Origin of the sequence: Psychrobacter sp. G, from assembly GCF_000418305.1 — a bacterium.
Classification (GTDB): domain Bacteria; phylum Pseudomonadota; class Gammaproteobacteria; order Pseudomonadales; family Moraxellaceae; genus Psychrobacter; species Psychrobacter cryohalolentis.
On sequence record NC_021661.1, the window covers coordinates 1448438 to 1469382 of the forward strand.

The window sequence follows — 20945 nt, forward strand, 5'->3', positions numbered from 1 at the left end:
GCTGAGTGCTATTTAGATAGTAAGGCTAAAAACGCTGCTTTTTCATCTTCTGGCATGTCAGTTAATGGCACACGAACTGAGCCAACATCCATACTGCCTTTTAAGCAGCCCGCTTTGGCTTTTTGGTTGTAGTTGCCAGATTCCATAGAATGAATAGCAGGATAAATCTCACTCATGATTTGCTTGGCTTTATCCCAGTCCCCTTGCTGAGTGGCATTAAATAATGAAACTTGTTCTGCTGGGAAGACGTTCGCTGCGCCTGCGATCCAGCTTTTTGCACCCCAAAAGAAGAAATCAACGGGCTGATCATCACAACCACAGACCACCTCAAAGTCATCAAAATTAGCTTGCAGCATGCGTAGCGCATGACTAAAGTCGCCGCTACTTTCTTTTACGCCGACGATATTGGAGTGTTTAGCTAGATGAGCAACGGTATCAAATTCAATAGCAACGCCGACACGATCAGGGAAGTTGTACATAATAATCGGCAGCTCACTGGCATCCGCGACTTTTTCGAAGTGAGCGATGACACCATCTTGTTCAGGTAGGCTATAAGGAGGTGCAGATAGCATAAGGCCGTCATAACCTAAGGCTTTGGCTTGTGCAGCAAGTTCAATAGAGTGGTCAGTCGATAAGCTGTTGATACCTGCAATCAGAGTGACTTTATTCTCAGCGCCTTTATCTTTTGCGGCTTCAGCGATAGTGGTCAATACCAGCTCGCGCTCTGCTGCCGAAAAGGTATAGTATTCCCCTGTGGTACCGCAAGCGACGATACCGGCTACGCCTTTGTCGATAAAAGCTTCGACCAGTGTCGCTAGTTTTTGCGCATCAACGTTACCGTTATTGTCGAAAGGAGTAACGATTGGGACTAAAATTCCATTTATGTTCATGAGACTATCCTTATTGGTGTTGATATTGATGGTGGTTTAACGGGTAATGATTCAATGCTGAATCGGTTGATTTTTACTTGGTTCATAAACGTTTAATAAATAGCTTATTTAAAGCGGGCAAGTTGATACGGTTTTGGATCGATCGTATGGTCTTCATCAAAGTAGTATTTGGCAATCATTTGCGCACTAACGACAGCTTGCGTTAAACCTAAATGCTGATGACCAAAGCTTAAAAATACGCGCTCTATTTTGTCGATGACTGGTAAGGAGTCTGCGGTCGATGGACGAAAACCCATCCATGACACACTATCGCTAGCATTTAACGGAGCTTTTAACATAGGCTGCGCATGTTTTAATAGCATATGTGCACGCTGCATATTGGCAGGCGCATCAAGTCCTGCGTACTCCACCGTACCGGCCAAACGTAGGCCTTCTTGCATCGGGGTCATGACAAAGCGCCGATCCAAACTCGATACAGGAATCTGTAAGCGCGCGCTTTCACGCGGTAGCATCAAGTGATAACCGCGTTCAGTATCTAAAGGGATGTTGACTCCAGTTAGTTGCTTGGCCAAGGCTTTAGAGTGGGCGCCTGCTGCTAGCAGCACTTTGGACACGGTCATATCACCTTGACTGGTGGTTAGATGAATACCATCTGCATCACTAGTCGCAGCAAGGACGCGGCAATGTTCAATGACATGACCGCCCAATTGTCTAAAGGTATCGTGAAGCTGATTGATAACGGCTTTTAAATTAGTGATATGTCCTGTATTTGGGAAAAATAACGCCGCTAATTGGTTATCTTGTAAGGCAGGCTCACGCTCTAATAAATCCTCTTTGCTCAGCAGCTCATTGCTCACATCAATGTCATTGAGACGTTTACCGTGTGCTGTTAATAGCTCAAGACTACTAGGCTCTTCAACCGTTAATAACGACCCCTTTACTTGTATCCAATCACCCAGTTGCCACTGATCAGCAAAACCCTGCCATGCTTGCAGGCTGTTTTTATTTAAGCTTAACAACGCTTGATGAATCCGCTCAAATGGCTCAGGGCGCATATTCATGAGCAATTGCATTGCCCAAGGCATCAAGCGTGGCAGATAGCGCCAGTCTATACGCAGCGGTCCAGTCGGATTCAACAACATGGCGGGTACATGACGGAGCATGCTGGCATCAGCAATGGGGAATACTTGCTCGGTAGCGATATGACCGGCGTTACCTAATGATGCGCCTTGACCCACTTCATTGGCGTCCACCAGTGCGACCTTTACGCCTCGCGCTTGCAACGTCACCGCAGCCGCTAGGCCGATAATGCCGCCACCAATGATATGTAAGTCGACGTTTGAGGTAGTCATAATTTTTCTCGTTTACGTTCTGTCGATTAAGCACTCTTGATAGTGTTTACGCGTTTATCAATACATATGTCATTTCATAAATTAGGCCACTTAATAAATCAAGTCATTTCATAAACAATGCTATGACCTCATTAAGGCGGGATGCCCCATTTAAAGGGATCGTTTTCTTGCACAATGAGTGTGGTCTCGGCACAAACATAAGCATGACCACGAATCCTTGGGATGATCGTGTGCTCAGGGTAGGTTGTAGATTCTGTATTGTTGAGATCAGTGGCATGTTGGTAGCTGCCAGTAAATACGCTGCCGACTATGCCTTGTTGCTGCCAGAGTTGTTCAGGTGCTAGACGGTTATCAGCCGCTAAGCAGGCAAGTTTGGCACTGGTGCCCGTACCACAAGGAGAGCGATCGTAAGCTGAACCTGGACACAAAACGAAGTTTTTACTATCGACTTGGTCATCATCGCTATCGGCAAACAACTCGATGTGGTCAATCTCGCCGCCGTTTTCGCCAGTGATATTAGCAGCGACCAATGCTTGCTTAATTTGCATGGTTACTTGAGTCAATTTTTCGACATTATTTGCTTGAATGTCTTGTCCATGCTCACTGACTAAAAAAAACCAATTGCCACCCCAAGCGATGTCGCCACGGATAACCCCTAATTCAGAAACGTGAACGTCAACTTGCTTTTTATAACGGTAAGAGGGGACGTTTTGTACACTACAGCTGCCATCATCATGTAAGGTTGCTTTAACCAGACCGACAGGAGTCTCTAGCCAGTGCACGCCTGCCGATATCTTTCGTTGATAAGCCAACGAGGCGATAACGCCAATCGTGCCATGTCCGCACATGCCCAAATAACCAGCATTGTTAAAGAAAATAACGCCCGCTGTGGCTTTAGGATTGGTAGCAGGGAAGAGTAACGCACCGACAAGAACATCATTGCCGCGTGGCTCTAGGATGATACTTTGGCGCAGATGATCGAATTTTTTTTTGAAGTATTGCAGTTTATCTTGAAGAGTGTCGCCTACAAGTTCAGGAAAGCCGTCATAGACCATACGAGTGGGCTCACCGCCCGTATGCGAGTCAATAATTTTAAAATTAAATAATATAGAAGACATGACCGACGCCCTAATTCATCCGTGAAAAAGTAATATTCCATTGTTGTTTGCTAGACCTTGTCAGCACTATCTTGTTAACGCGGTCTGTATATAGAATGAACCTTTTTAGATACAGCGTCTTGCTGTTTTTTGATGAAAAAATGCGCATTCCTGCATAGTGGCTCGGTGTACACTAGAGGTTGTAATGATGGTGTTTAATGAGAAAAATCCATCGTGAGATAGCTTGCGATTAAGTAGTGTTTTGACAGAGACTTACTGCCTTTAGCGAGAGATAAGCAAATATTATTACTTGTGAATGACTGGGATTGAGATGACAGGGATGACGTAAAATGATGGATGTAATAGAAGAGACGGGGCTTGTCGGCTTTACTGCTTCGTTGCGGCAGAGCATGGCTACTTATTATTCAGAAAGTAGTGAGGCATTTATTGGTAATGTCTCATTATTACTACCTCTACTTGATACTTTAAAGAATGTGGTGTTTTTTGTGAAAGATGAGCAGGCACGCTATCAGCTGGCAAACAAAACATTGTTAAAGCGTTGTAAGTTAAGTCAGCATAGTGACATTGTGGGATTTACCACTGAGCAGGTGTTTTCTCATCAGCAGAGTAAGGATTATATCTTGCAGGATATGAAAGTGTTGCGAGATGGGAAGTCAATCGTTGATAATTTAGAGCTACACAGTTATGCATCTGGTCAGTTAGGTTGGTGTATTACTAATAAACTGCCTATCTATAATAGCAGTCAACAAGTAGTCGCAATGGTTGGGATATCCGTCGATATTGATGAAGATAACGAACGCATTTTACGTAAGCACGCGCGACTGGCTGACGTAGCACAGTTCGTACGCGGTAATCTGGATCAGAAAATCAATATAGTAGAATTGGCAGAGCTGGCACATTTGAGCTTATCGCAGTTGGAGCGTACCTTTAAAGCAGTGCTAAATATGTCGCCCTTACAGTTTGTTCAAAAGCTGAGACTAGAATATGCGGTTAAGCTATTAGCCATGCCTGAGATGTCAGTCACTCAAATATCATTGAACTGCGGCTATAGTGATCATAGCGCCTTTAGCCGCCAGTTCAAACAGTTTACAGGCTTGTCGCCCAGCCAATTTCGCCAAACGCATTTATCATAAAAAATTAAATTAATATCCAACCACCGCAGCATCGACAATACGTGGATCCGAAGAGCCATATATGCCATTTGGAGTAACCATAATAGACTGTGTTGATCCCATAGCTGACTGCTGACTGACCTTATGTCCCATGGACTCCAGTTTCTTAATAGTATCGATATTTAGTGCTTTTTCGATACGAATCTCATCCGGTAGCCATTGGTCATGAATACGTGGCGCATGCGTCGCTTCAGCGATATTCATATCATGGTCAATGACATTTGAGATCACCTGCGTGACGGTAGTAATAATGCGGCTACCACCCGGACTGCCTGTGACGATATAAGGTTTGCTGTCTTTAAATACGATTGTTGGACTCATAGAAGATAACGGGCGTTTATTGGCTTCAACCGCATTGGCGTCGCCGCCGATTAAGCCGTAACCATTTGGCACACCGGGCTTAGCAGAAAAATCATCCATCTCGTTATTGAGCAGTATCCCCGTACCTTCAGCAATAAGCCCCGTCCCATAAGAAAAGTTCAGCGTATACGTATTGGCTACTGCATTGCCATCTTTATCGACAATAGAAAAATGCGTGGTTTGATCACTCTCGTACGGTAAAGGGTTATTTGCTTTAATGGTTGCTGCTGGCGTGGCTTTATTTGGGTTGATTAAAGCGCGCAGCTTATCAGCATAAGGCTGGGCAGTTAAACCACTGGCAGGCACGTCGATAAAATCCGAATCACCCAAATACTCAGAACGATCGGCATAAGCAAGCTGCATTGCCTCAGCCATTAAATGAATGGTTTGCGCGCTGTTTTGACCATAGTCTTTTAGCGGATAACCTTCTAAGATATTTAAAATCTGCACGATATGAATACCACCAGAAGACGGTGGTGGCATTGAGACAATCTCATAACCACGATAATCGCCTTTGACCGGCGTACGGGCAATAGCTTGATAATTTGCCAAGTCCTGCAAGCTCATTTTACCGCCTGCTTCATTGACCGCTTTAACCAATTTACGGGCGGTTTCTCCTTTATAAAAACCATCACTACCTTTTGCCGCAATCAGTTTAAGGGACTTTGCCAGCTCCGGCTGTTTTAAACGCTCACCCGGTTGATAAGTGCTGCCATCGGCTTTAAAGAATATCTTTTTGGTACTTGGCCATTTTTGTAAGCGATCGCTTAACGCTTCTAGGGACTCTGATAATCCAGCAGTGACTTCGATACCGTTTTCAGCCAGCGCAATCGCTGGTGCCAGCACTTGCCCGCGGCTCATGGTGCCATGATCCTCTAACGCTTTGAGTAAGCCTGCGACCGTACCCGGCACACCAACTGCTAAGCCATGATAACGAGATAAATCACTGACGGCATTGCCCTCCTTATCGAGATACATATCACGCGAGGCGCTACTAGGGGCTTTTTCACGATAATCGAGTGCGACTGTTTTACCTTGTTTGGCGTCATATACCATCATAAATCCGCCACCGCCGATATTACCGGCTCGCGGTAATGTCACAGCTAACGCAAAGCCAACAGCTACAGCAGCATCAACGGCATTGCCACCATCTTTCAAAATCTTTAAGCCGATATCAGAAGCCAGTGCTTCTTGGGTAGCAACCATGCCGTTTTTTGCCCAAACAGGATGGTGGATAGCGTCCACAGAATAGATGGCTTGATCGGTTTTGGCTTGCGTGGCCTTAGGCGTGAGCATGTTACTTTTCGCTCGTGTCACGCGCTGCGTCTCAGACAATACCGTGGGATTTTCTTTCATAACCGTTAGATTAATCGCACTGGTATTAATCGAGGTTGGATTGATGGTTTTTGGGGTGACAGCAGTATTTGTGTCTACCGCATGGGCAGATACAGAGAGTAATAGCGTGCTGCCAATAATTAACGTTGCAGATTTTAAAGTCTTATAAGTGGGCGCTTGTGTCTGATGAGAATAAGAATATGGAGCTGACATCGCAAAGTCCTTTTTACGAGGATGAAAGAAATTGGGCTAAAAATACAGGATTAATCAATAAGATTAACTGATAAGGTTAAATAGTAACGAATATTGCTAGTAGTAGAAAGGACTTTGAAATCTTTCGTTTTCAGATAAGAAAACGGTTATGAGGCAATTGAATTTAGGAAATGTAAAATACAGAGGAAAAGAAGCGCATCGGTAAGCCGATACGCTTCTTTAAATGTTCTTACTTTATCTAACTAATGCTTTTTAATTGTATAGCTTATATCTTACTGCGCTTGGTTATGCATCTTACGCTGTTTTGAACCATGATGACCTTTGGTTGTTCTTTCTGATTTTAACTGTGCCATTTTTGCACGCTGCTCAGCTGTGAGTACTTGCGAAATGGCATGTTGGGTTTGAACGCGTTCAATAAAGCGCTGCTTGCTTTTAGCTGCTTGCTGGTCTGCAAGACGATTGATGGCAGCGTTATCCAAGGTATTAGCGTTCGTCAATGCCTGCATCTGCTGCTGCATTTGCATACGTTCTGCTTGATGTTTTGCACGGTCATTTTTGCGATCGCCCTGTTTTTCTTGCATGATGGCTTTGATTTGTGCCTGCTGCGTCGCTGTTAGATTTAGCTGTGCCATTGGACCTCTCATGCCGTCTTTCATGCCTTTATGCTGCATTTTGCTCGTGGTTGGCGTCACCTCAGTAGCGGCATTGACACTGCTGCATGCAGTCACGGTCAACACACTGGACATTGCTAATACTGAACCCATCAATAATTTTTTCATTTGCATCATTTGCATCATTTGCATAAGAGTTACCTTAATTTTTGTAAAAGTGAGGGTATATCTGATAATTCTAGTCTTGATCGAGCGTCCCGGATAGTCACTATGGATCACTACTATAAATCACTAATATTAATCATTGCTCGACATTGTAAATTAGCATCAACTTGTTTTTGATAACCGCTATCATACGACAGCCAGAGGTTACGAACATTTATGAAACATTAAGAAAGGTAACGTTTATAGCGCATAGGTAGCGCTTGCTTGATAATATGAGCCATAAAATGATTGAGAGGTACAATAATAAGGTGATAACGATGTCAAATATTTTATTGGGTGACGATGACGAAGAGTTGACTCAATTACTGCAAGAGTATCTGCATAATCACGGTGTTCGTTGTGACTGCGTGCATGATGGCGAAGCGGTCATAGAGCGCCTAAAAACGACGATGCAAGATAATTCGCCTTATGATTTGTTGGTGCTCGATATCATGATGCCAAAAATAGACGGGCTCAGTGTGTTACGTCAGCTGCCTGCTATTAGTGATATCCCTGTCATTATGCTTACCGCAAAAGGGGAAGAGATAGACCGTATCATCGGGCTTGAGCTTGGCGCTGATGACTATATTACCAAGCCTTGTAATCCGCGTGAGCTGCTGGCACGCATCAATGCGGTGATTAAGCGCACCAGTATTGCGGTCAGTTTTACCGAGCAATTACCGCTGCCGAGTAGTCGCTTATATCTTGACCAACAGCAAAGGCTTTGCCAGATAGATGGCGTTGAGCTGCAATTAACAGGTACAGAGTTTGATTTATTGCTGGCTTTATTACGACAAAAAGGCGAGGTAGTCAGTAAATCGTGGCTATCACAGCATGTCTTGCAGCGAGAATTACAGCCTTTTGACCGTAGCCTTGATGTCCATGTCTCGCGCCTGCGTAAAAAACTTCAACCTTTCCATGACGAGCCAATCAAGGCAATTCGTGGTAAAGGCTATCAGTTGGTACTCTAATGACAGAAGCTGCCCAAAATCCTACAACGATAAACAAACCGAAGCTGAGCATACCTGTGTCGCTATTTTGGCGACTGTTTTTGAGTTTGCTATCTATGATTCTGATCACTTCTATCTTGTCTATAGCAGTAGAGCGCTGGCTTAATGAGCGAGAGCTTGCTACTCGTATGGATTCTCAAATTGATAAGCTGCTTATTCAGCGTGAGCGGCTGGTCATATCCTTGAAGGCGGGTGATTTATCTGCTGTAAAGCAGATTTATAATGAAGATCGAAGACTCATGAGCCAAATCAGGATATACGATGAGCAGGGCGCTATTATATTTCCAAGATATCGGTTTCGAGAAAATCGAGTCAAGCGGCGTCAAGCACGTGACGTGGCAAGTATAAAAGCAATAGACTTGCAGATAAAAGGTGAGCAATCATCTGTGTTGTCTAATCCTCAAAATTCTGTGAGTAGCAGTGTTGACAATAAAGCATCTGATTACAGTGAACTTAGTGATAAAGAGCGTGTCGATAAGAACCCTTATAGGGTGTATTCCTTTGATAAGGATGGCGTCAAAAGCGAGCGCCCAAATGATAAACCTTTTAGCCTTGATGATATTTTAAAACCGGTACCGCCTCATAAAGCCATTGCTGACATTGATAGCCGACCTGAGATGGCTGAGGTTACGGTGGTTATGCCAAATAATGACAGCGTTATCGTACAGCTGCGTCCACACCTGTTATTTAAAGATGTGTTAGAGCTACAGCGGGGCAATTTTATGCTGCGGCTTTTGTTGATTATACTCTTTAGCGTGTTGGTGTGCTTTTGGCTCAGTCGTACGTTGACTCGGCGTATTGGGCGTGTGCAGGATACCGTACACCGGATGATAGATGGCAACTATGAAGTCAATCCGCAGTTATCAAGTCTGGGTTCTGACGAATTGGGGTTATTAGCAAAAGATGTCGCTTTACTATCAACGCGGCTCGCTGACAGTGAGCTGGCACGCAAGCAGATGTTAAGTGATATCTCGCATGAGCTGCGCTCGCCGCTGGCCCGTCTCGATGTAGCGACTGAGCTGACACGAGATTTTGCGCCCAATGCGAGTCGTTATCTTGACCGTATCGATAAAGAGTCAACGCGGATGAATGAGCTGATTGAGCAAATTATCCGTATTCAATCGTTGCAAATGCAGCAATACACCATCGACACTCTAGAAAATGAGGCAGTAGACATCTGTGAAATTATTAATGAGATTGGTCAAGATGTCTGTTTTGAGTTTCAGCATAAAAATATATATTGGCAATGGCATGCGAATCCGTCTTTATTGCCAGATTCTTGCACAGTAATGGGCAATCAAGAACAGTTGCATAGTGCCCTTGAAAACATCATCCGTAATGCCTTTATGCACACTGCTTTTGATTCGGCAGTGATGGCTGAGATACAAGCAGTGAAGATGAATAATAAAACAGCAGCTATTGAAATAAGCATCACTGACGAGGGCGGCGGTGTTGCAGAAAAGGATCTGGAGCGTATTTTTCAGGCTTTTGTTAGGCTTGATACGGCGCGCCATCGCGAAACGGGCGGTTATGGACTGGGGTTGGCAATCGTTCATGCCGTAGTGATGGCACATAGAGGTCAGATCACTGTCCATAATCGCCAAGATGGCATATTAGGGCTTGTAATAAAAGTAATATTACCTATTAAATAGAAACAACCTCAAATGAGAACGTATTTCATCAACATATATTCACTAATAAGAATATAACTGATGGACGGTAGTAAATTACCGATGTGTGGTATTGAGACTCTCTGTATATTCGTTAATAATAATATACAGAGAGTTATAATGATTTACAAAATAAGACGCTTTATGTCTCAAATAATCATCTAAGTAATTTTTTAACCCTAACTTCTAATCCTATTGCCTCATAACTGTTTTCTTTTGTTACATCAACTCTCTACAAAATGGATTTTAACTTCGATTTTTTAAATCAGACAAATCTATAAGGGAGTATACATCATGAACCGCATCTATAAGGTAATATGGAATGAAGCCTTAAACTGTTTCACTGCAGTTGGTGAATACGCAAAGGCACGTGGCAAATCTTCCAAATCTAGCGTGAGTGCAAACGCTACCATCAACACGACAGACAATCTTTCATCTACCAGTGCTTTCAAACTCACGGCTATCGGGCTGGGTCTAATGGCAGCTGGTTTTTGTATACAAGCGAGTGCTAATCAAGGACTTGAAAATCATACAGACGGTGACTATAGTCATGAGCATGGAGGGCTTGGTCTTCACTTTCATTCAGGCACTAATAATGGACATGGTCCTGGAAGTATTCCAGGTATACCACTACAGTTTGGTTTGAAAGCTGCAGATGGCGGAGAGGTTAGAAAGGATCTAGGCGAAGTTATTGAAGTAGTTGGCTCTAACAGTAATATTACGACCTTAGAAGAAGGTGGAAAAATTAAAATCGCCTTGAATAATGCTCTGAACTTAACCAATGCTGGTAGTGTCACCATGGGTAATACCTTAGTGGATAACTCGGGTATCAAGATCACTAATATCGATCCAACTAAAACAGTCACTTTAACAAGCACCGGTCTTAACAACGGTGGTAATCAAATCACGAACGTTTTTAGTGGGGGCGCAGTTGAAACCAATGCTGCAAATATTGGTGATGTTAATAGGGTGGTTTCAGCCAATAGGATAAAGTATTTCAGTGTCAAATCAACAGGTGGAACGAATGAAGATAATCTAGGTGCTCAAGGTGTAGACGCAATTGCAGTTGGTAAGAATGCTTCTGCAGTTGGACAGACTACGGTCACCATCGGTACAGGTTCTGGAACTGGTTCAACTGTTGGTACTCGAGAAGGCGTATCTGTAGGTAATGCATCAGGTCAGAATGTACTATCATCGGGTAACGTAGGTATAGGTAGAGGTGCAGGCTCAAATATAACATCTATAACTACATCTGCTATAAATCCCTTTCCTGTTATTACAGGACAAAACGTTGCAATAGGCGCTGATGCTGGTAGAGACATAGCAGGTAATTACAACTCGGCATTGGGTGAGCGATCAGGTCGTGTTGTTGATGGTAATGCAAATACGGCTATCGGGTCGTTTTCAGGCAATAATGTGCGAGGCAGCGCTAACATTGCTATGGGTCCGAATACAGGCGTTATTGTCACTGGCGACTATAACACAGCGATTGGTAATTTTGCTGGTGCAAATGTCAGAGGTGACCGTAATGTAGCATTGGGCACTGAAGCTGGTAAAAATGTCATTGGAATGAGAAATGTTGCGATCGGTAATGAAGCTGGTGCTGACGTTAATGCCAGCTATGCAATAGCGATAGGAAATTCTGCTGGCAAAGCAAGCACGGGTAATTCTAGTATATCAGTAGGTAACAACTCTTTAGCTCAAGGCAGTAGTAGCATGGCGCTTGGACGTGGGTCTGTCTCTGCTGGAATTAATGCTATTGGTATTGGTGTTCAATCTATCGCCTCAGCAACAGGTACTATTGCTGTCGGTGATAGAGCTGAGGCTAGTGGTGAAAATGCTATTGCGATTGGGAAAAATTCGCTAGCTACAGGGTCACAAGCTATTGGTGTAGGATCACGTGCAGGGAATGGTGGTGCAGCATACGGTGATAACGCTGATGCAGGAGGCACCATAATGTCTGCTACTCCTACTGTTATTAAAGGAACTGCTATAGGTAATGGCTCTATAGTTAATGTTGATAATGGCGTGGCTTTAGGATTTAAATCAGTAGCTAACCGTACTGCTACTGGCTTAGGTACAGTGTTTGTCCCAACATCAGCAAGTGGATTAGCTATTGAATCTACTAGAAGTACTGTACTTGGTGCTGTCTCTGTAGGCAATAATGTTGACGGCAACCGTCAGATAGTTAATGTCGCAGCTGGTAGAGATGATAGTGATGCGGTCAATGTATCTCAGCTAAGAGCGTTAGATACTATCGTTGCTGGCATTGATTTCCCTATCCGCTCTAGCAATGCAAAACCATACACCACGTCAGTAACAGGTACTGATGCTCTTGCTGTTGGCTCTAATGCTATAGCAAATGGTGACCGCTCAACTGCTGTTGGAGAGAATGCTAAGGCTATTGGTATTCAGGCTAGTGCCTTTGGTGCAGGTGCAGAAGCAACAGCCCGTAGCAGTTTGGCATCAGGTTTTGAAGCTAAAGCTAAAAGTGGCGAATCAGTTGCTCTAGGTGTCAGGAGTAGTGCGGAAGGTTTAGGTGCCACAGCTGTTGGTCCTACTGCAAACGCTAGAGGCGAAGATAGTGTAGCGCTAGGTCGTCGCTCTAAAGCAGACGGTGCTGGTGCCATGGCTTTAGGTGGTTTCTCTGAAGCTGTAGGTGAAAATGCATCAGCTGTTGGCTTTAATGCTGAAGCTACTAATAAAAATGCAACAGCGATTGGCGTAAATGCAAAAGCCTTAGGTGAGCGTTCAGTGGCTATAGGTGAAGGTGCGCAAGCTACTACTCTTACAGGTACTGCTATCGGTTCACGTACGCGCGCTACTGGAATACAAAGCACCGCAGTTGGTGTTGGTTCTAAAGCAACTAAACAATGGTCAACGGCTATGGGCTTTGTTTCAGAAGCAAATGGCCTCAGTTCTGTTGCTCTAGGTGATCGAAGTATAGTAGGTGGTAAAGAGTCAATAGCGATAGGTAAAGGAAATACAGTGAACGGCGCTAACTCAATCGCTGTGGGTGTCCGCAATAAGGTCAGTGGTACACGATCTGGAGCCTTTGGTAGTCAGCTTCCACCAGATGACATTGACAGTGTTTCTGGCAACAGTAGCTATTCAGTTGGTAATGATAATACTGTTGAAAATGATAATTCGTTTGTTCTCGGTAATAATGTTTCGACAACGCAAAACAACAGTGTTGTGTTAGGTAACTTATCTACTGATCGTGCTGCTACGACTGAGACTGGGGTTATTATTAATACAAGATATTACACTTATGCAGGTCAAGGTTCTGCTGCCAAAGGTGTGGTGAGCGTTGGTTTCGTTAACGGGGAACGTCAGATTATCAATGTCGCTGCAGGTGCTGTCAACGAGAACAGCACTGATGCTATCAATGGTAGCCAGTTGTATGCAACCAATCAGTCCATTGAAGAAGTCAACGACACGGCCAACAAAGGATGGTTCATACGGACCGACTCTGGTGATGGTGCAAAGAGCAATGTTAAACCAGACGATGTAGTCACTATCAACGGTGACAATAAGAATATTAGCGTTACCAATGTAGGTAATGACCTTATTGTTGCATTGAGTGATGACATTAATGTTGGTACTTCAGGTATCGATGGCAAAGACGGCTTTATCGGCGTTAATGGTAAAGATGGTGTATCCGGTGTTGCTATCAATGGTTCGAACGGCACAATCGGTCTAACGGGTCCTACTGGTGTATCAGGTACCATTGGTGTCATTAACGGCGTACCAGGTGTTAATGGTGGTGATGGTATCACACGTATCGTTATCGACGATATCCAAGTTGCCACGATGGAAGACGGCCTGAAGTTTGCGGGTAACACTGGCACTACCATTAATAAGAAGTTGAACGAAACGTTGAGCATCGAAGGTAAGCTGGCGAATGCTGCTGATGCATCGGGTGCAAACCTACGTGTTGACAGCCTCAATGGCAAACTGAACGTCTTGATGGCTAAGAACCTAACGGATCTTGACACAGTTACTGTGGGTTCTGACCCAAGTAATCAAACCTTTATTAACAGAGGTACGATTAGCAGCAAAGCCCTTAATGTTAATGCTGGTCGTTTTGTTGTCGAGGACGATAAAGTCAGTGTGGCTCTGGGCACCAACGTCAGCATGGGTGGTAACCAGGTTCACAATGTTGTAGCAGGTGCTGCTGGTACTGATGCAGTGAATGTTGATCAGCTTAATGGTCAAAACTCTACTATTGTAACTAAAGGTCTAAACTTCGCTGGTAATGATAATATCAACATCCATAAGGATCTTGGTACGCAACTTAAAATCGTAGGCAGTTTAAATCCTCTTAAAACAGCATCTGCAAAAAATATTCGAACGGTAGAAAACAACGGTCAGTTAGAGATTCAGATGGCTGATGCTTTAGATGTAACATCCGTTACTACTGGTAATACTGTGATGGATAATGGCGGTGTTAGTTTCATTAATAGTGGAGTAAAATTAAACAGTACAGGTTTCACTATCACTAATATTGTTCCAGCTAAAACTGTCAGCTTAACAAGCACTGGTCTTAACAACGGCGGTAATGTTATTACCAATGTTGCACGAGGTGAAGCAACTACTGACGCTGTGAATGTTGGACAGTTAAACGAAGTCAAACAAAGTGCAGCTGATGCCAACAAAGGCTGGAACCTCAGTGCTCAAAGCAATGAGAGCACTATAAGTACAGTGAAACCAAGCGATACAGTTGACTTAAACAACACAGATAACAATATAACCGTCTCTAAAACAGCAGAGAGTAATAATGTTACCTTTAATTTAAGTAGGGATATCGCCGTAGATAGTGTGCAAACGGGTGATGCCACGATGAATAGCAGTGGTCTAACTATCGTAGGCGGTCCTAAACTTACTAAAACTAGTGTTGATGCTGGTGGTAACAAGATTACCAACGTCGCTAATGGTTTCATTGAGGTAGCGAGTAAGGATGCCGTCAATGGTGGACAGTTATTTGAAGTTTTATCTAGCATCAATACACAGACAGCTGTGATAGCTGAGATGGGCGCTGGACTCAACTTCGATGCAGATAGTGGTCCTGTTATCAACAAAAAAGCAGGTTCTGCTCCACTTACGTTTAAAGGTGGCAATAATATCACCACGACATCAGCAGGCAGTAGCATTAAGTTTGACTTAAACGGCAACATCAATGTTGACAGCGTGACGACTGGTGATACAACCGTCAGCACAAACGGAGTCGTTATTGCAGGTGGTCCTAGTATCACTAAAGCCGGTATATATGCAGGTAATGGTGAAACTGCTCCTAGTATGACAGCAGCCGGTATTAATGCTGCTGGCACTAAGATAACCAATGTTGCGGACGGCATGCAACCTAGAGACGCTGTGAACTTCGGTCAATTGGATGCAGTCAATAGAAACCTAGGCAACAGCATCAATGAGCTGGGTTATAGAATTGGCGAGGTTGAGGACGACGCCAACGCTGGTATCTCAGCAGCCATGGCGATGTCTTCATTGCCTCAAGCTTACATCATCGGTAAGTCTATGATAGGTGGTGGTATCGCAACGTATAACGGTGAGAGTGCCGTTGCTATCGGCTTTTCGAAACTGTCCGCCGATGGACGTTGGGTCATGAAGCTAAATGGTACTGCAGATACTCAAGGCAACGTAGGTGCAGCCATAGGTGCAGGTTTCCATTTTGACTAAACACCTATTTGACTGAACATCTAAGCGAAATGACAATCATAATCATTAGTTAGATAAAAGAAGCAAGGCATTAGATGCCTTGCTTTTTTAATGAATATTTCTCAACATATAAAAACCGACAGAACAGATTAAAAATATAATCACGCTCGTTACCTATTAGCGCACCAAAATAACTGGTGACAGCGTACTGGCTATAATCTCTGTCGTAATGCTGCCAAGAAACAGATGCTGTAATTTTGAGCTGCCATAAGCACCCACCACAATAATATCGATTGCATGCTCCATTTGAAAAGCTAACAATCCATTGACCGCGTCAAGCTTTTGGAGCTGATGAGTCTCTACTGAAAATCCTGCTGCTGCCATCTGCTCGCGGGCATCAGCAAGGCTTCGTTTGGCGGTTTCATTATCGTTACCGATCATCACGATATGACCTTGCATGCCTTTTAATAATTTGCTCTCTGACAGCATAGTTATGGCTTTAATCGCTGTTTTACTAGCGTCAAAGGCTACCATGTATGAGTGAGGTTCTTTGAATTTCTCTGAGCAAATGAGTACCGGTATGCTTGACGCTCGTGCAACTGTCTCGATTTGGCTGCCGATGTTGATGCGACTATGTTTATGGTCTTCACCGCGGCGTCCCATAACGATGGCACGATTATGCGCTGTAAAATGCTCAATAGCAGGCAGTAGCTTGCCACGGCGCTGATAAACATGGACATCTACGTCATCAAACTGATTTTTGATATGGCTTTTGGAATCTTGCACCAAGGCGTTACTATAGCTATTGACTACCTTGGCTCTTTGCTCGTCAAGCTGAGACAATTCATCTAGCAAGAATTGACGGCTATTGATGCCAATCGCCCCAGACAAGTCTCTTCTAATAGACGCTGCTACATCGCTGACATGCAACAGTCCTACCGAAATATTGAGTCGCCTTGCATACCATGCTGCATAGTCACAAACAGACTCTGTCACTGCTGAGCCGTCAATACAAGCCAAAACGTGCTGTTGAGTTGTCATCATTCATCCTTAAATGCTTATTTTTTCGCTACCAACTTTATGTTAATCAGCTAATAATGAACTGCTTTCATATCAAATTTAGCACCAGTTTTTATCAGTATAGCCTTTAGTTAAAAAATTTTGCCAGTTTCTGAAATATAGCATGCGTGGAGTCCTTTTAAAAATATGACACTGATAATCTTACTATAATTTTTTTGGGTCTATAGACAAAAAACAAGAAATATTATCGTTAATATTTTTCTATTAATCAAAAATATCCCATTCTATATTTCAAAGTATAGTTTTTAAATGCGTTGATACCTATCTGAGAAAAATAAATAATAAGGATTATTAACCATCATACCTTACAATAAGCATATCTATTTGTGATAAAGAAAAATAGATATGACTGCAATTTAAAAAGGAAAAGAACGTTATATAAACGATATTAAAAACGAACTAATGTTAGTTTATAGGAGACAGATAAAATCTCTACAGGTAAATTTAAGTCATTCAACTTGTTTTTTGCGAGAAAGTTGCTAATATGCAGCAATGCATTTTATTGTTGGTTTCGTATCAAACGCTTCATCGCGAAGTGGTTTGATTTTAATATGGAAGTTACTAGGAAAAAAGGTATGACATCATTAAATCATGAAGGTCGCGTGCTTCACGACGGTCTAAGCAAAAAAATCATGTCTGCTGATCAAGCAGCAGCGTTCATCAAAAACGACATGAATGTCGGTATGAGTGGCTTTACCGGTGCCGGTTACCCAAAAGCTATACCCGCTGCGCTTGCCAAACACATGGAAGCGGCTCATGCTCGCGGTGAAGACTTTCAAATTGGTTTATTGACAGGTGCCTCTACCGCAACCGAATGTGATGGCGTATTGGCAGAAGCGAACGGCATCAAGTGGCGCACGCCATATCAATCAGAGCCTGCTTTACGTAAACAAATCAACACAGGTGAAGCGCATTATTTCGATATGCATTTATCGCATGTGGCGCAGCAGAGTACCATTGGTTTCTATGGCAAGATGCATATAGCGGTCGTTGAAGTGTCAGGTATTTTGCCAGATGGTCGCCTGATTCCATCGACTTCTATCGGTAACAACAATGCCTGGTTAGAAAATGCCGACAAAATCATCTTAGAAGTGAACGCGCAGCAAAGCTTGATGTTAGAAGGTATGCACGATGTCTATAATGATATCGGTATGCCGCCAAACCGCAAGCCGATTCCACTTGTGACCCCAGGCGGACGCATTGGTGTGCCGTATCTACATTGTGACTTGGATAAAGTGGTTGGCGTTGTCCTAACGAACTCGCCTGATCGCAACAGCAAGTTTGCTGATCCTGATGAATGTTCAAACAAAATAGCCAGTCATATCATCGATTTCTTCCATGATGAAGTCAAAAAAGGTCGCATGCCAGAAAATTTATTACCGATCCAGTCTGGTGTAGGTAACGTAGCCAATGCCGTATTGGCAGGACTACAAAACAGCCCGTTTGAGAATTTAACTGGTTACACTGAAGTATTGCAAGATGGTATGTTAGACCTAATTATGTCTGGCAAAATGACCATGGCATCTGCCACTGCACTGTCATTAAGCCCAGATGCGCTAGAGCGTTTTAATGCCAATATCGAAGAGCTGCGTGCGCGTATTGTATTGCGTCCACAAGAAATCACCAACCATCCTGAAGTCGCGCGTCGCTTAGGTGTATTGGCCATTAATGCCATGATTGAATGTGACCTGTATGGTAACGTCAACTCAACCCACGTCATGGGCACCAATATGATGAATGGCTTGGGCGGCTCAGGTGACTTTGCTCGTAACGCTTATACGTCATTCTTTGTATCGCCATCAGTGGCAAAAGATGGCGCAATCTCTTGTATCACGCCGATGGTCTCGCATCACGACCATACTGAGCATGATGTGATGGTCATTGTCACCGAACAAGGATTGGCAGATTTGCGTGGTCTATCGCCGCGTCAACGTGCAAAAGCAATTATCGATAATTGTGCCCATCCTGATTATCGCCCAATGCTACAAGATTATTTTGATCGTGCTTCAGATACGGCTGGTATGCAAACGCCGCATATCTTAGACGAAGCATTATCATGGCATCAGCGTTATGTTGAAACGGGTGATATGCGTATCAAAAAAGCTGCTTACAAAATTGCCGTTTAATATAATAGATATTATAACAGCATAAATAAATTCCAAAAAAACGCCCCTTATTTAATTTAAGGGGCGTTTTTTTGTGCAACGTTAAGTGATTTAGTGACGAATTATTTAGCGGCTGGTAAATACAATCGCTTTCGTACCGTTGTTTGTCGGTTGGCTAATCGTCACTTTGCTATCTAAGATATCACCGCGCGCATTGATTTTATAGCATTCTGATGAGACACCATTGGGATCATTTGCGACGAGTAGATTGGCTGAGGTGTCGACACAAAACCATGCAGTGTTGTTGGTGTCTCTGGTCAATGACCAGCCTTGTCTGTAGCTACCTATCTTTCTGCGCATACTTCTATCGGCGTATACGTCCTCTGCAATCAATTGACTAGAGGAGCCAACGGTTGCCAGCTTAGGAAGCGTCGTGCTCTGGGTCGCTAATGAGTATTTGCCTGAGCTATCAGTATAACCATGGAAAACTAATGGATTTAACGTAAAGTAATTGATGGCAACAGATTGGTCAGTGATTTGATTATTTACTTTATTAATAGTATTTACTTCGGCAGCTTGTACTTGTTTATTATTGAATACCATACTGCCTTTTGGGGTAATTGTAATATCAGCTGAAGCAGTTTGATTGCCGACGGTCGCTACCAAGCTTTGACTACGAGCTTTGGTATAAATGTTGAGCATCGCTGCTTCAACAGGATATTGAGTGACGATAGTATTTTGGTTGTTATTGCCAATGGTGCCACCGTTTATCCCGCCAGCACATGCGCTCAAGCTCAGTGCCACTGCGGCGCATAATCCTAATTTTTTCATCATTTATTCCTTATTTTGTTTATATGAGCATACCTATGTCTACTATAATCGAATTTTTGTGCCATGGCATCTGCTATCTACCTTTGTCCTTGCTATCATTACATCACTATAACAACCAATGATTTGTTAGACATCTATTGCACAACAAGGTGATAAAAATAGTGGTGTATTTTTACGATAAATACTTATTCACAGTTCAATGATAAGCATCTTTTTGCACCTCATTATGGTGAGTCTGTTATCATTTCGCTCTGCAAAAGTATCAGCGTTAGGAAGTCAATATGATCGTCAAGCAAAACCCAAGCGCCATCAAACTATTCTTTACCTTGCGTGGCTCAATTCTTCCCAAAGTATATCCTCAAATTTTGCTGATTGGTCTTATCAGTGCGCTTATTACCAATATTCAGCACGGCTTTCCAAGCTCTTTTTCTTCTTATAGCGTTGCGCCTTTCACCTTGCTTGGGATTGCCTTATCGTTGTTTTTGGGCTTTCGTAATAATGCCAGCTATCAGCGTTGGTGGGAAGCAAGGGGGCTATGGGGACAATTGGTTTATGATGCGCGCAGCCTGTGCCGTCAAGCGCTCTCTTATATCGACGAAGACAATCCAATAGGGCGAGATACTCAGCGCCGTCTGATTCATCTGAGTATTGCTTTTACTCATGCGGTGCGTCATCGACTGCGAAACACCTCGCCTTGGGAGGATATCGAGCGCTTTGTTGATCCGAAATATCATAGCAAAATGCGGCAGGCAAAAAATCTGCCTGATTATCTGATGCGCTTGATGGGGAAGGATCTTGGACACTGTCGGAAGCAGCATTTGCTATCAGAGCAGATGGTACAAAATATGGATGAGCGTCTGAACTCTATGACGGTGGTACTGGCAGCGTGTGAACGTATTCATAATACGCCATTGCCATTTGCTTATACTTTGCTTGTACATCGAACCACTTATCTTTATTGCTTTATGCTGCCGTTTGGTTTGGTATCTTCTTTGGGCTGGGTGACACCCTTAATCTGCAGCGTGATTGCCTATACCTTTTTTGGACTTGATGCGCTAAGTGAAGAGTTAGAATTACCATTTGGCTTGGCGGACAATCAGCTACCATTAACGGCTTTATCGCGCACGATTGAAATCAACTTGTTAGAGGCCTTGGGTGAAATTGATTTGCCAGCTGATATCAGCCCTATAAAGGGCTACTTACCATAAATAATGGGTAAGATAATAAAAGACCGCTCGATTGAAGCGGTCTTTCTATGTTTGTATGTCACTTTGATTGCTTATTAGCCTTAAATACCTTTTAAAAAGCTCAGTAAGATCCC

13 protein-coding genes are annotated in these 20945 nt (G+C 43.4%); 6 read left to right on the plus strand and 7 right to left on the minus strand.

What is annotated here, in order from left to right:
* Window positions 1-8: 8 nt before the first annotated feature.
* The 3 genes from dapA to PSYCG_RS06100 all read right to left on the minus strand — a co-directional run bounded on the left by dapA (window position 9) and on the right by PSYCG_RS06100 (window position 3360).
* Window positions 9-890: a 4-hydroxy-tetrahydrodipicolinate synthase gene (gene dapA / locus PSYCG_RS06090; RefSeq protein ID WP_020443415.1), complete on the minus strand. Its 882-nt coding sequence runs from the start codon at window positions 888-890 to the stop codon at window positions 9-11.
* Window positions 891-994: 104 nt separating this feature from the next.
* Window positions 995-2242 (minus strand): NAD(P)/FAD-dependent oxidoreductase, encoded by a 1248-nt coding sequence (locus PSYCG_RS06095; RefSeq protein ID WP_020443416.1) that lies wholly within the window; start codon window positions 2240-2242, stop codon window positions 995-997.
* A 131-nt stretch (window positions 2243-2373) separates the two neighbouring features.
* Window positions 2374-3360, minus strand: coding sequence for a proline racemase family protein (locus PSYCG_RS06100; protein ID WP_020443417.1), 987 nt, complete (start codon window positions 3358-3360; stop codon window positions 2374-2376).
* Window positions 3361-3689: 329 nt separating this feature from the next.
* On the opposite strand from PSYCG_RS06100, the gene PSYCG_RS06105 reads away from it, so the two are divergent.
* The gene (locus tag PSYCG_RS06105) at window positions 3690-4493 is read left to right on the plus strand and encodes a helix-turn-helix domain-containing protein (RefSeq protein ID WP_020443418.1); all 804 of its coding nucleotides are present in this window, start codon (window positions 3690-3692) and stop codon (window positions 4491-4493) included.
* 9 nt (window positions 4494-4502) lie between these two features.
* On the opposite strand, the gene ggt is transcribed toward PSYCG_RS06105, so the two are convergent.
* Window positions 4503-6440 carry a gamma-glutamyltransferase gene (gene ggt / locus PSYCG_RS06110; protein WP_020443419.1) on the minus strand — a complete coding sequence of 646 codons (1938 nt, stop codon included), beginning with the start codon at window positions 6438-6440 and terminating at the stop codon, window positions 4503-4505.
* A 272-nt stretch (window positions 6441-6712) separates the two neighbouring features.
* The gene (locus PSYCG_RS06115) at window positions 6713-7243 is read right to left on the minus strand and encodes a Spy/CpxP family protein refolding chaperone (protein WP_020443420.1); all 531 of its coding nucleotides are present in this window, start codon (window positions 7241-7243) and stop codon (window positions 6713-6715) included.
* A gap of 290 nt (window positions 7244-7533) precedes the next feature.
* On the opposite strand from PSYCG_RS06115, the gene PSYCG_RS06120 reads away from it, so the two are divergent.
* The 3 genes from PSYCG_RS06120 (at window position 7534) to PSYCG_RS06130 (ending at window position 15629) form a co-directional block, all read left to right on the plus strand.
* Window positions 7534-8226 (plus strand): response regulator transcription factor, encoded by a 693-nt coding sequence (locus PSYCG_RS06120; RefSeq protein ID WP_020443421.1) that lies wholly within the window; start codon window positions 7534-7536, stop codon window positions 8224-8226.
* On the plus strand, window positions 8226-9917 hold the full coding sequence (locus tag PSYCG_RS06125; RefSeq protein ID WP_020443422.1) for a sensor histidine kinase: 1692 nt from the start codon (window positions 8226-8228) through the stop codon (window positions 9915-9917). The genes PSYCG_RS06120 and PSYCG_RS06125 overlap by 1 nt, the downstream gene beginning before the upstream one ends.
* Before the next feature lie 312 nt (window positions 9918-10229).
* On the plus strand, window positions 10230-15629 hold the full coding sequence (locus tag PSYCG_RS06130) for a YadA-like family protein (RefSeq protein ID WP_020443423.1): 5400 nt from the start codon (window positions 10230-10232) through the stop codon (window positions 15627-15629).
* A 156-nt stretch (window positions 15630-15785) separates the two neighbouring features.
* Here the strand turns inward: PSYCG_RS06130 and PSYCG_RS06135 are convergent, their stop codons facing one another.
* On the minus strand, window positions 15786-16649 hold the full coding sequence (locus tag PSYCG_RS06135) for a universal stress protein (RefSeq protein WP_020443424.1): 864 nt from the start codon (window positions 16647-16649) through the stop codon (window positions 15786-15788).
* 614 nt (window positions 16650-17263) lie between these two features.
* Here PSYCG_RS06135 and PSYCG_RS06140 point away from each other — a divergent pair.
* The gene (locus PSYCG_RS06140; protein WP_020443425.1) at window positions 17264-18814 is read left to right on the plus strand and encodes an acetyl-CoA hydrolase/transferase family protein; all 1551 of its coding nucleotides are present in this window, start codon (window positions 17264-17266) and stop codon (window positions 18812-18814) included.
* 105 nt (window positions 18815-18919) lie between these two features.
* Here the strand turns inward: PSYCG_RS06140 and PSYCG_RS06145 are convergent, their stop codons facing one another.
* A complete protein-coding gene (locus PSYCG_RS06145; RefSeq protein WP_020443426.1) occupies window positions 18920-19624 on the minus strand; it encodes a hypothetical protein in 705 nt (234 codons plus the stop codon).
* Between the two features lie 281 nt (window positions 19625-19905).
* Between PSYCG_RS06145 and PSYCG_RS06150 the strand changes: the two genes are divergently transcribed.
* Window positions 19906-20832, plus strand: a complete 927-nt coding sequence (locus PSYCG_RS06150; RefSeq protein ID WP_020443427.1) for a bestrophin family protein — start codon at window positions 19906-19908, stop codon at window positions 20830-20832.
* The last annotated feature ends 113 nt before the right edge of the window (window positions 20833-20945 follow it).

Excerpts from the sequence above, each read along its gene's own strand:
- dapA (WP_020443415.1), bottom strand. The coding sequence starts at position 890 with ATGAACATAAATGGAATTTTAGTCCCAATCGTTACTCCTTTCGACAAT.
- PSYCG_RS06095 (WP_020443416.1), bottom strand. The coding sequence starts at position 2,242 with ATGACTACCTCAAACGTCGACTTACATATCATTGGTGGCGGCATTATC.
- PSYCG_RS06100 (WP_020443417.1), bottom strand. The coding sequence starts at position 3,360 with ATGTCTTCTATATTATTTAATTTTAAAATTATTGACTCGCATACGGGC.
- PSYCG_RS06105 (WP_020443418.1), top strand. The coding sequence starts at position 3,690 with ATGATGGATGTAATAGAAGAGACGGGGCTTGTCGGCTTTACTGCTTCG.
- ggt (WP_020443419.1), bottom strand. The coding sequence starts at position 6,440 with ATGTCAGCTCCATATTCTTATTCTCATCAGACACAAGCGCCCACTTAT.
- PSYCG_RS06115 (WP_020443420.1), bottom strand. The coding sequence starts at position 7,243 with ATGCAAATGATGCAAATGATGCAAATGAAAAAATTATTGATGGGTTCA.
- PSYCG_RS06120 (WP_020443421.1), top strand. The coding sequence starts at position 7,534 with ATGTCAAATATTTTATTGGGTGACGATGACGAAGAGTTGACTCAATTA.
- PSYCG_RS06125 (WP_020443422.1), top strand. The coding sequence starts at position 8,226 with ATGACAGAAGCTGCCCAAAATCCTACAACGATAAACAAACCGAAGCTG.
- PSYCG_RS06130 (WP_020443423.1), top strand. The coding sequence starts at position 10,230 with ATGAACCGCATCTATAAGGTAATATGGAATGAAGCCTTAAACTGTTTC.
- PSYCG_RS06135 (WP_020443424.1), bottom strand. The coding sequence starts at position 16,649 with ATGACAACTCAACAGCACGTTTTGGCTTGTATTGACGGCTCAGCAGTG.
- PSYCG_RS06140 (WP_020443425.1), top strand. The coding sequence starts at position 17,264 with ATGACATCATTAAATCATGAAGGTCGCGTGCTTCACGACGGTCTAAGC.
- PSYCG_RS06145 (WP_020443426.1), bottom strand. The coding sequence starts at position 19,624 with ATGAAAAAATTAGGATTATGCGCCGCAGTGGCACTGAGCTTGAGCGCA.
- PSYCG_RS06150 (WP_020443427.1), top strand. The coding sequence starts at position 19,906 with ATGATCGTCAAGCAAAACCCAAGCGCCATCAAACTATTCTTTACCTTG.